Source organism: Furfurilactobacillus siliginis, from assembly GCF_001437435.1.
In the GTDB taxonomy this organism is placed as follows: Bacteria; Bacillota; Bacilli; order Lactobacillales; family Lactobacillaceae; genus Furfurilactobacillus; species Furfurilactobacillus siliginis.
This window is the reverse complement of the sequence record NZ_JQCB01000002.1, coordinates 96,782-108,422: the sequence shown is the minus strand read 5'-3', so window position 1 is coordinate 108,422 and position 11,641 is coordinate 96,782. Positions and strand designations below refer to the sequence as shown.

Annotated in this window: 10 protein-coding genes and 1 pseudogene; all 11 read right to left on the bottom strand. The window is 39.7% G+C overall.

Annotation, left to right across the window (positions count from 1 at the left end; genetic code table 11):
* Positions 1-83: 83 nt before the first annotated feature.
* Positions 84-1,109 (bottom strand): CAP domain-containing protein, encoded by a 1,026-nt coding sequence (locus IV55_RS01945; protein WP_057808813.1) that lies wholly within the window; start codon positions 1,107-1,109, stop codon positions 84-86.
* A 31-nt stretch (positions 1,110-1,140) separates the two neighbouring features.
* Entirely contained in the window at positions 1,141-2,052 is a 912-nt protein-coding gene (locus IV55_RS01940) for a DMT family transporter (RefSeq protein ID WP_057808811.1), read from the bottom strand.
* A 149-nt stretch (positions 2,053-2,201) separates the two neighbouring features.
* Positions 2,202-2,402: a cold-shock protein gene (locus tag IV55_RS01935; RefSeq protein WP_057808809.1), complete on the bottom strand. Its 201-nt coding sequence runs from the start codon at positions 2,400-2,402 to the stop codon at positions 2,202-2,204.
* A 715-nt stretch (positions 2,403-3,117) separates the two neighbouring features.
* Positions 3,118-3,723 (bottom strand): RloB family protein, encoded by a 606-nt coding sequence (locus tag IV55_RS01930; RefSeq protein ID WP_057808807.1) that lies wholly within the window; start codon positions 3,721-3,723, stop codon positions 3,118-3,120.
* Between the two features lie 5 nt (positions 3,724-3,728).
* Complete coding sequence (locus IV55_RS01925; protein WP_057808805.1) at positions 3,729-5,000, bottom strand: AAA family ATPase; 1,272 nt, start codon at positions 4,998-5,000, stop codon at positions 3,729-3,731.
* Between the two features lie 939 nt (positions 5,001-5,939).
* Positions 5,940-6,230 (bottom strand): peptidoglycan recognition protein family protein, encoded by a 291-nt coding sequence (locus tag IV55_RS01915; protein WP_057808801.1) that lies wholly within the window; start codon positions 6,228-6,230, stop codon positions 5,940-5,942.
* Positions 6,231-6,710: 480 nt separating this feature from the next.
* A complete protein-coding gene (locus IV55_RS01910; RefSeq protein WP_146993600.1) occupies positions 6,711-7,145 on the bottom strand; it encodes a hypothetical protein in 435 nt (144 codons plus the stop codon).
* A 783-nt stretch (positions 7,146-7,928) separates the two neighbouring features.
* Positions 7,929-8,447, bottom strand: a pseudogene (locus IV55_RS01900) (terminase small subunit); the annotation flags it as partial.
* A gap of 118 nt (positions 8,448-8,565) precedes the next feature.
* Positions 8,566-8,748 carry a terminase gpP N-terminus-related DNA-binding protein gene (locus IV55_RS10560; RefSeq protein WP_057808794.1) on the bottom strand — a complete coding sequence of 61 codons (183 nt, stop codon included), beginning with the start codon at positions 8,746-8,748 and terminating at the stop codon, positions 8,566-8,568.
* A 1,002-nt stretch (positions 8,749-9,750) separates the two neighbouring features.
* On the bottom strand, positions 9,751-10,284 hold the full coding sequence (locus IV55_RS01890) for a hypothetical protein (RefSeq protein WP_057808792.1): 534 nt from the start codon (positions 10,282-10,284) through the stop codon (positions 9,751-9,753).
* Between the two features lie 136 nt (positions 10,285-10,420).
* The gene (locus tag IV55_RS01885; protein WP_057808790.1) at positions 10,421-11,089 is read right to left on the bottom strand and encodes a hypothetical protein; all 669 of its coding nucleotides are present in this window, start codon (positions 11,087-11,089) and stop codon (positions 10,421-10,423) included.
* Positions 11,090-11,641: the final 552 nt, after the last annotated feature.

Below are 11,641 nucleotides of genomic sequence, written 5' to 3'. Positions count from 1 at the left end.
GCGGTAAGGCGCTACATCTGGTCGACGGTGAGCGAAGCGAACTTGCTAATGACCTGGCGCTGGCGGATACCCACCCACGGTAGCTAGTTCGTTAGCGAAAACGGCTTGAAATCATACTGATACCCTTTCGGATAATGCTGCAAGCCAGTTATCTTAACAACATAATGATGCCCATTTTTAATCGCTAACGTCGGTTGATAATGAATAATGGCGCCGAACTGTCCAAACCGTTGTTTGCCATCCATAACAACATCTTTAGCAGCTTTGGTTTGCTTGGTCGTTGTATCCGTAATCGTAACTTTCACCGGACCGTTAGTTGGCTGCGCCATGGTGAAGTTGCTCGACCAGTAGATTGGATGTTTGGCAACGTCACTGACTAAAAGTTCTCTTGGAAACACACCAGCACTAGGATAATTAACCACCGTTGCCCGATTAGGCGTGATGGAACGTTGCGCTTGATCAGCGAAGTAAACGTCACTATATGCGAATTTAGCATGTGCCTGATTGGCCACCCCAATCCCGATTGTATGAATAACCGGTGACATCAGCCAAGCACGATGACCGGTGTTATTGCCTTCAACATTGAAGTTATCCCGGACATAGTTCCCAATTGTGGCGTCAATTCGTTCAGGATCATTCATTTCCCCAATGTTACTAACCGCTGTAACCTGCTGCCCTGTTTGCCATTGCTGTTTGGTGACCGTGTGTGGCCGTTTCAATCCGGTCAAGCCATGACTAAATCCACCACTGGCAGCCATCGTTGCTGCAGCGACCTGGGCTTGCTGATTGGTATTAAAGCCATAACGTACTGGCTGCAAACCAGCCAAATCGCGATAAAAATTAACATAGGCTAGTAGCTGATTTTGATAATGCGGCGTCAATTGTCCGCGCTGTAGGCGCGTGTTGAACCGTGGCTTGATTTGATACATATTGTCTGGTCCATACGCAGCATGACTCAACCGACGGTATCTTTTTTTGATGACTTGAATACGCCGTTTCTCGGGTTGCGTAAACTGATCCGCCCGCGCTGTTGTGACCGGTAACCACGTACTCAATATGAGAACCGTTATTGCCAGCAATTGTAAGAAATGTTGCCTACGCTTTGTCATGATTAATCACTTCAGCTTCCATATTTTTCAACTATTTTGCTACCGGTTTAGCCCACGATAAAATGAATATCGTGCTTAAAATCAAGCAGCCACCCAATAATTCCCAGCCGTTGATCGAGACGTTTAAGAATAACACGGCCAAAATCGTGGCTGATAATGGTTCGAAGGCATCTAACAGACCTGCCAATGTCGGCGTAATCAACGCTAGACTGCTGATAAAACAAACGTATGCCAATCCAGTACCAAACAGCACAATGAATGCAATCCCAGCAATATCCAAACCTGTTAAATGCGGCACATTGACCCACACAGGTCTCGTCGCACCAACAGCGATACCACCGACTAGCATCGACCAGCCAACCACCGTTAGCGCATCATGACGCTGGAGTAAATTGGCCGGCAATAGTGTGTTTAAGGCGCCTGCTAAGCCTAGGAGAACACCCCACATTAACGCTGTTGGTGTGATTGCTAAATGCAATAAATCACCTTTTGTGACCAATAACCAAGTGCCAAGTAACGCCAGTATCACTGCTAGAACGTCAACACGTCTAGGCCATTCATGATGCGCAAAGATGCCCCATAAAACGATCATCACGGTGCCCAAGGTCTGCATGATCGTGGCCGTTGGTGCACTGGAAGCACGCACCGCTAGGAAATAGATATCCTGCACCGCTGCCATACCAATGATAGCAAAGACAACTAAGCCAATTGCATCTTGTTTCGTGCGCCAAACATCGAAGACCTTCCGCCCTCGATGCATAATCAGTCCCGTTAGAATCAGCAAGCCGCTGACAGTCATCTTTAAACCGGTCAACCATTCAGGTGACACGTGTGCCTGTGCAAACAGTGCTTGTGAAATTGGTCCTGAAACACCCCATAACAAGGCACCAAAACTTGCCAAAAATACACCTAGCGTTTGCTTTTCTCGTTCTGTCTTAACCACGCCGTTTTTCCCCAATCAATTCTCAATTACTTTCAGTATAACAAATCGCCGGCAAGTTGCTGCGTTTATCTATGTGAATCCACACAGACTTGCCAAATTGTAGACACAAAAAAACACCCACCAACAGGTGAGTGTTTTTAACGTTTAAATTAGTCTTTATTAACGTTAGTAGCTTGTGGGCCACGGTCGCTATCTTCAACATCAAACGTTACGTGTTGGCCTTCGTCCAAAGTCTTGAAGCCGTCACCTTGGATAGCTGAGAAGTGAACGAATACATCGTCACCATTTTCGCGAGTTAAGAAACCGTAACCCTTGTCAGCGTTAAACCATTTAACAGTACCTTGTTCCATATGAATGAAACCTCCATGCGCAACTGCGCAATTTAATTTTGCATCTGAAGCTGGGCGAGAAAGGTTGTCATTCAAAAGAACTAGTACGCTTACTACCGAACCATCAATACAATGTCTATACAATACTCCTAAACTAAGCCCAGAGCAAGCATTTGCCAACAAAAGTTACTGACGCCCAACTTATTGGTTAATGTATTCTTTCGTTGAAACGATGATGTCAGCCAGCCCTTTTTTCGCATCTGCAAACAGCATCTATTCGCAAGTAACTCAATAGTTACCAATGTTTACCAATCCCTTGTTACATCAGGCTTTTATACTCGTACCCACGCACAATATTTAACAGCTTGCACAACTTACTGTTAACCATTTTGTTAACCGCTAAAAAGCAATGATTTTTATTTGCTTAATACAAATATCTGTTCGTATAATGAATCTATCAGTTTTCGAGGTGAACTTATGCGCATGACATCAATTTTAATGTGTCTACGAGTACTTCCTCCGCTCGGTCTGCAAAAACCAAGCATAGACACGAAATCAGCCATGCCGTATGGCTTTTATCTGCTAGACTGATAATAAGCATGGGAGGAGAAATCCGATCTTTGCAGCGCCTGGAGTAAAATCCAGACGCTTTTTTCCAAAAAAGATCTTACTCCAATTAGCTATACGTAATTTTGGAGAAAATAAAAAAACTACACTCAAAAGTGCAGTTTCCTCTTTAAAACTTATTAGTATTAAATATTTCAGGTAGCGCTGCTTCAATGTTTGTATACGGATCTTCATCAAGAAAATCCTTTTGAGAATACTGATACCTCAGCTTTTTTGCATTCGTAACAGCTTGATTTATTTTGTCAAAAATAAAATCGTCATAGTCGCTCCCTTTAAATTTCTCGTAGTCTTGTCCAAAATGCTCGCTATCTGAAAGTATTTCATAGAGTTGTTTTCTTTCGTACGGGTATTTCACTTCCCCGTAGTGAAGTAGTATCCATATTTCAAAATTAACACTTGAAAAGACGAGCTCAATCCCATTTTCCTTTGCAAATTTCCTGCAGGCTTCTAGTTGAGCTTTTGTATTATCGTCACGATCGAGAACTACAAAAATACGCTCTGCCTTCCTATTTTTGGGGGCTGCGTTATTCGTCGCAACCGCAGTTTCAAGAAGTCCAACGCCACCATTTCCGTGTAAATTAGTAACCTTTACTAGGCTTGTAGTAGCTGCTCGATACTTACGCTTTAGCATCTCAAAATATCTAACTTCAGATTCGCCCTCACAGTAAACAGCAATGATTGATTTTTGGGACAGTCCTTGTTTTTGTCTTCCCATGAAAGTTAATCCTCGCCCTTAATTCTGATTGCCGCGAGCATCTTTTCTTCATCAATTTGTGGAACTGCGCCAAACCTGCCCGCAATATATTTTTTCATAAATCCAACGTCATATCTAGCTGAATCACGACTATCTTTAAAATCAAAGATAGATTTCAAATTACTTTCACCTTGGAAATCCTTGTCCATTAAATATATTTGATCAGTTCTTAAATTCTGGTCTAACAATTGTAATTCATGCGTCGTTAAAATAAATTGATTCAAATTTGTCTCTGAGTTAAAAAGCTTAACCAGTGCTTTTGAAAGTTCAAAATGCAGTGAATCATCAAACTCATCAAACAAGAGTGTTTTGCCATTTCCAGATATTTGAGCGTTGATAATCGACAGAGCTATCAAGAAGATTTTTTGGGTACCTTTTGATTCCATGTTTAGTGGGAAATTTTCTGTCCTGACTACTTCCCCGGAATCGTCATACACTTTATGACTTGTATATAATTGGAGACCTTCAGCAGGGAATTTTGCATCTGAACCAATTGCTTCAAGTATTTTTTTTATTTGTTCAGGTGCTTCGGGTATTTTTACATTTATTGCATTCACATCCGTTATGTTGAAATCAGCAAATTTCAGGAAGTTTAGCAGCTCTTTTTTAATTTCAGGATTCTGAATAAGCTTAACTAACTCAGAGGATGGTTGCGTTTCGTTCACAAAAATCAAATCTTCTGCAAACCACTTAAATACCTCTGTAGAAACAGAATCATTAACCGCCTGAGCGTTAAAAAGCAACAATGTGTTTGACTTAGTTGCCCGTCTGGTATCAGCTAAAGACTCTGGAATTATTTCTTCAACTTCTTTCCCCCTCAAAAAATAGATATTTTCTTTTTCTTTTTCAAATACAGATAATTTTTCCGAAAAAATTTCATTCTGGTAAAATTCAATTGCATAAGAATAGGTGTGCTCTAAGTAATTAAATTTCACTTCAAAGGAAATAGGACGATTACGATTTTCTACATTTAGCATAAATGGTAATCCATTCAACTGTTCAACAACTGTCGGTAAATTTCGCAATACCAAATTCTTCATCAAGCTCAGGCCATCCAACAAATTTGATTTACCTGAACCATTCGGACCAAATATTAGCAAACTTTTTAAGAGGGATACATTGTTTTCTTCAAGAGTGTTCGTTTTTCTCAAGCGGGATAAATGCGCGCCCGTTTCAGCAGACAACGTTATTTTATTTTTTATAGATGCGTAGTTTGTTGCAGAAAATTCAATTAACATGTTTGATTTCCTCCATTTTGCTTCCATGAGTATATCACTAATTCACGGAAAAACGTGATTAATTTTATATTTTATCTTTTTTGTGTTTATTCGCAAATTATATGTTTTTACATAGAAATGATTGCTGCCACTGGCGTGATAAACTTTTTCATACCAATTTTCATGAAACCTTTCCAAGTTGCTATTATAAATGAAAATTCAAAGTCCTCGCAACCTAAGGTCAGATAAGCAATTCTGAGTCTCACCATCCCCACAACCCTTAATGATTTTATTTACGACATTTCATTAGTTCTAGCAGGGAGATCCAACACGTCCCTATCAAAAATAACCCCGTACTCCAATCAAGGAATTTGGGACTATTTGCATTAATAAATCTATAGCGTAGTTATTTAGTTTTGGTTCGCAGTTGCTGGAACACAACTTAACCACGTACCGTAACTACCAAAATCTGCACGGAATCCATTAGACGCAATATCCGTGTAGTCCACATGATGTTCACCAGACACGATGAAGTAATCACCTGGATACAAATTCTAGTTGGCAGCACGATGACCATTCTTGTCAGTCTTAACAAGTGGTGCAGCATCTAAGTAGTTCAAGCTACCGAATTCACCACCAAACAGTTCCTCGCTAGCAATTACATTGTAAGCTGCGTCAGTCGCACTCCCCTGATGTACTCCTCAATTTTAATTGTTGAACCAGGCTCAAGAATCTGGTCAGGAGTAGCTAGTCTCTGTTCCTCTGGCGCACTAATGCCATAAGCTAAGTCGTGTGCAAATTGTTCTTGGCTAATACCATGACTAGCCAGGTACCCAACAGGATTCTGATGATCGCCGCCAATATTGTTAGATACCCATTTGGGTCTTAATGCCGTTTCCTGCACTGTCTAGCGTTAACGGAATACCCATACTTGATTGCCATTGTCCGTAAAATCCAGACTTAACTAGCGTAATCCTTGCCAAACGCAGCTTGATCATCAGTTTCAGTTAGTTCAACCTGCGCCAGTGCGCATGGATTAGCGTTCAGCGCGCCACAACTAACGAATCCATCTATACCACACCCACCAGAACCGACCATGAAGGTGGTATACGCGTTGAACCAGTTGTTCATCATGTAGTTGACTTCTACATCAAGTGGATCACTCATCTGCTTGTCGCTATCATTGCCAGTTACATGAGCAATGATATAGTTGTTCGATGCAGAATATGGTGATCCCTCGTCCCCAGGCAAGATGCTCTGCTCTATGGTTGGGTCAGCCGTTACCTGTTATGTATGACCAACCATCGTCACACCAATAGAAAAGGTCGCCGCAAGTGTGACAACCCCAACCGATTAATTTAGTTTTTCTTCATACTTTACCTCCCTTGTAATAGAAAGAGCGCCCTCAACTCGTGAGAGACGCCCTTCGTGATCATCAATTCTTTTAGAGTGACTGTTAAGACGGCGGTCCTGCTCGTCATTTTTACCATGTAAATCCTAGTGCTCACCAACAGAGTTCAACGATTAGTTGCTAATGCGACATTAGCTCTGCAATCATCTCACGCACAAGCTGACGCATTGCAACCTGAACCCGATGAAAGATCCAACCGATAACACCACCCACACCAGCAATTACCGCCAATAGTGCAGTCCAATCCTAAATACTCCATTGAGTTATATTCACACATTCCCCCTCCTTTCCAAAATAAAAACGTCCCGAAGGACGTTCAATTATTTTAGTCTGTACCGGTATGGAGATAATAAACCTACAATCTTTTTAGCCTGCTCTCCAACACTGACTTGCCATTCAAACTTAACTCTCTGAGAGTATTTCCCATCATCTTCAATGCTATATTTGTCCTTTAACGGCACATCCCAGTGATTATCAGTTTTTTCAAATAAATCTTTAAATCTATCTTTTCCAGTAATAACTTCATCCATTGTTTCTTTTTCGATTTCTTTTAAATTTCGTGACCAAAGCTGTATGATCGCCGTTTCAACTTCTTCAATTAGGTGATTATCACTCAGCTCTATTTGACGCACTAACTGAATATGGTTTGGATTGCTATCCATTTGCGTAAGATTGTATTTGTTCTTAAGTTCAAGGCCATTAAAATATATGGATTTGGGATTCTTTACAAAATCGTTGCTGTTGAGTAACTGCATAATTGCATCATAGCTCTTACGTAATTTTCTCTTTCGAATAAGATTTTCAATTCTATCAACGATTAAAAAAACAAGACCCCTACTGTACCGATTGAACCTATACAGGTCCATGTGACACTCCAACTCCAGCTTGAAAAAGGACTTGGTGTTTTTACAAATTTAAACAAAATAATTGAGGCAATTGCTCCAGCAAGAAACAACGTCAAATAATATGCAATAAGTCTTTTTATTGAAATAAATAAAATCTTATTAAGATACTTCATCTTATGCCTACCTCAACGTAAGTATACATAAAAAATGGTCCGGTCACACTAATCTTTGCTAAGCGTTCAACCTACTCATTACAATAAAATATTGATAAAGTAATTCTTAGGCTTAGCAAAGTTCCAGGAATAGAAGTCCTGCCAGGGCGATTGAAGCGCAGATAAGCTTGAACGATTGTGACATCAAACAACTCGAAGTTCCCATGGCTATCGAACTTAATGTCAAGCCCCCAATCGTTAATGATTGGGTTAAGCACTTTGTTCCAAATCATCTTACTGGTAAAGTCAGCTAAGATGTACATTAGATTGCTTTCACCCATAGATTTAGCCAACTTAGCAGTCGCACTAACTTCATCTAAAAAGATCGTATTGTCGACAATAGTTTTACCAGAACGAACTGCACCGTAATTGATCAGCAGCTTTCAGTCTTTATTATGACGAACTTCACGCAAAACATACTGTTGTTTCCTGGTATACATGCGATCTAGAGCAGCTTATTTCTGTTCCTTACTTATCTTCATCAAGCAATACCCCCCAGATCGTCTAAGTGCTTATCGATTTTGGCCTTACGTTCAGTGTTCTTACCATTGATCAGTTTCACTTTGGCTTCTGAAATCTCTGCGTCTGCCTTAGCCTTACGAGTACGTGAATGAGTCTCTGGTTCCAGGTGCTTGAGCAATAGTTCTAGCGCCTTCTGCTGCTTGTCGAACAGTTCAACATCTACGCCGTCCTTACCAACCTTTACGGACTTGATCAGTGTAGTGTCCACTTCATCCTTATTGCTTAAATAAATCCGTGAACGTTTCTGAACCACTGGATCTTTGTTCTCATCAACCATTGGGCCATACATAGTTATCAGTTGCCCATCATGAGTGTAGAAGTTCACGAAGTCACCAACATCAGCGAACGCTTGGCGTTTGAGTTCATGCAACACGTCTTCCACGGTCAATGACTCTGCTTCTTGACGAATGCGTTTAAGCCGTTTTAACTCGAGTAAAATGTTAGCATTTGCAAACGTACGTGCACCGTTTGTTCTCGCAGTGTCATAACTTCATAAGCTGGTTGGTAAACCTTGGTCGCGTTAAACGACTGCAAATAAAAGAGACAAAACAGTTTTTGCTTTTCACTAAGCTCACCGTTCGCCTCTAATTCATCAACTATCTTTTGGAGTGCACCCCTTTTTCTGTTTTGGGTGCACCCTTTTCCCTTGTCCACCCATGACGTTTATGCCAGGACTTAATTGTGTTTATAGTGACGTTGTGCTTAGTAGCAAGATCCTTATACTTCATTCCTGATAGGTAGTCTTGCTCCGCATTATAAATTTGTTCTTCACTAGCCATTACATATCACCGCCACCTCCTGTTATAGTCAAATAAAAAGAAAAGAGAATATCAATGCAAAATAATTCAAAAAAACGTTTAAGACATTTGGAGAAACAAGTAAGTGAACTTACTAAGGCAAATATAGACAGAGAAAAAGAAGAAGCCGACAGCTTCTGCAACCACAATCTTTTATGATCACCATGGCAACTTGTTTTCCAACAATAATAACGTCACTTTTCTCCATTACTATTTATAAAAATTTTTCAAAAAAATGGAGTAACCACACGAATCAAAAACAATTTATTTTTAGGGACTTAGTAGTTTTTGCGATTTCACTACTTCTTTTGTGGGTAGCACATCATTTCTTACACGGATTGGGCAACTCCCCTTTACGTGCGCTCTTGTATAGCGTCCTTTTTGCACTTTTTTCTGCATCATTAATTGCAGCAATTTCTAACTCTCGGCTTACCAAGTTGGATTAGGACGTTGTTTTCTTCATTTTTTTTATTATCTTTCCTCCACACACGAGCTTTTGGCATAGAAAAACGACGACCTAATAGACAACGCTTAGGTTTGCTATTTCTTTTATCAAGGTTGCAAATAACACTGGCTTCTTGCTTGGTAATATAACCGAAGTTAGTGTTAATCATCTTACCGAACCTTATCTTATTTTATGAATTCTGAATGTTCGTGTTCTAAACTCGTCGATTTCGATCTGGTTAGATATATTACTATATTTGTGCAATCAAATATGCTGACGGGTACGGAACCCGAGTTATGTTGCCTTCTATTAGTCGCCGTATTACTTTTTATTGGTCCGTATATAGGAGGTGGTCTGATGGACATTTTTTTGAAACACTGCTAATCCGAATGACCTCAAAAAAATTATCGATTCATTAACGACGACACAGCCGTGAGCATATTTTTAAAGATACCGAATTAATATCGGTATCTTTTTTTGTGCGGCAAAATAAAAACGCCCCGAAGGACGTTAACACTCAATTTTTATTGCCTGAATGATTATTTGAAAAGAGCTATCAGTGAAATTACGATTGCTGAAACTCCAATTACTGTTGTCAATCTATCATTTGCACTTGGAACTAATTTATTCAGTGTCGCTAGAATTGCAAATACTCCCTGAATGAGCACATCAATTAGCATCGATAAAACAAACCAAGTCGTGTAAAACAAAATTGTTCTGTTCCACCCAAAAAGGACCACTGGATTGATCAGAGTAAGCCCCAAGAACATAACTAGACCATTTCTTATCGCCATAGGAACAAACGTTTCAGAAAACCCGATGTTCTTCAAGACCAAATTTGCCCACCCCATAAACAACGAAATAACAAGCAATATTCCAATAATAATAAGTTGAACTCCCAATTCTGAATTCTGTTTATAGCTCGATTTTTTCATAAAATCAAAAAAACCGTAATTGTATAAAAGCATCAATATGCTCGAAACAGATAATCCAATTGAAATAGCATAAAGTCCGACTATCACTGACCCACCATCAAATAAAATATGAATTAAATAATTTCTGATTTTCTTCATTTTGTACAGTTTCCTCGTCATATATACGTTTCAAATGAACAGCTTTAGAACAGAAAGGTTTGGATAGCTGCGATTACAATAGCGACAACGAACAATAACATGAGCAGCATTGTTTCTTTACTATTTTTCTTCATAATTAATTCATCTTTCTGAAAACAATGTCTATTTCCTTCAAAAGCGCATTTCGTATTTCTACAAACTGAGCATGTAATGAAATCACTTCCTTATCATGATGATCTCTATACCATGATTTTTGCTCTCGATAGCTCTTGCTTCCTAACGCTTTACCTTCATGAGCCATCAGAGAAGTACGGGTCAAAAAAGGGCCAATTAAATTGGACGTAGCTTGAACATTTGTCCATTTCTTATAATATTCGTCAAAGTTCCGACTATCTATAAGTTTGACTATAGAATCCATAACGCCTTGCTTATCAAAAATCAGATGTACTTCCACGTTAAACTTTTCAAGCTTACTATTTAATTCTGTAATATACTGTTGCTTTGCATTGTCTTCGAACGCAACGTCAAGACCCTGCATTAAGTCGAGATAAGATTTAGAACATCTCTCAACTTCAACTGTATAAGTCCGTAATTCAGACAAACAGAATTGAAGTTTGGCAGTCTTGTTTTGAACAGAAATGTTGTTTTCCCGTGCTATTTTTAACTGGTCACGCATTTCAATCCTGTTCTTGTCGAAGGCTTTTGCACTTGAATTCTTAGATAACTGCCACGCTATTAATGCTGGTAGTACAGTCTTGACTATCTCAAACACAAATTGTCCCGCTGAATCGTTTCCCAATACCATTTTGAAAGCTCCCTTACTTATAGAAGTGTTTTCTTAATGATACACAAAAACCGCCCAAGTCGTAAGGCGGTCGAAATTACTTAAATCATAGAATTAATCTTGAGAGAGGAGCGAACACCTATTTTCTATAATGTGTTTGGCGTTAGCCAATGTCGCCGGTAGGGATTTGCACCTCACATGGAACTATTACAAGGTCAGAAGCACCTTAATCTTATAAGGTTCAGTCGATTTAACATTGTTATTGGGTTAGATGGCTTCATTCTGATTACGCTTCTTTTATTACAGCCACATCACGACTAACCCATTCCTTAACGATCTGATAGCGTCTAGCTATTCCGCCACAGTGACATACTCCCTTCCTTTTGACTGGAAGAAGATTATTTCGAAGAAACCGGTATAACTGACTGTCAGCAGTATCTTGGTCAGTGAACGGTCGAACTGTCCTCTCCATTGCCTAGCGTGGAAATTGCTAGGACTTTCATCAGCATTGCAGCCCTAGTATAAGCATGCTTCCAATCACGGCACCTATTGTCGAAGTGATCTACTTGGCAG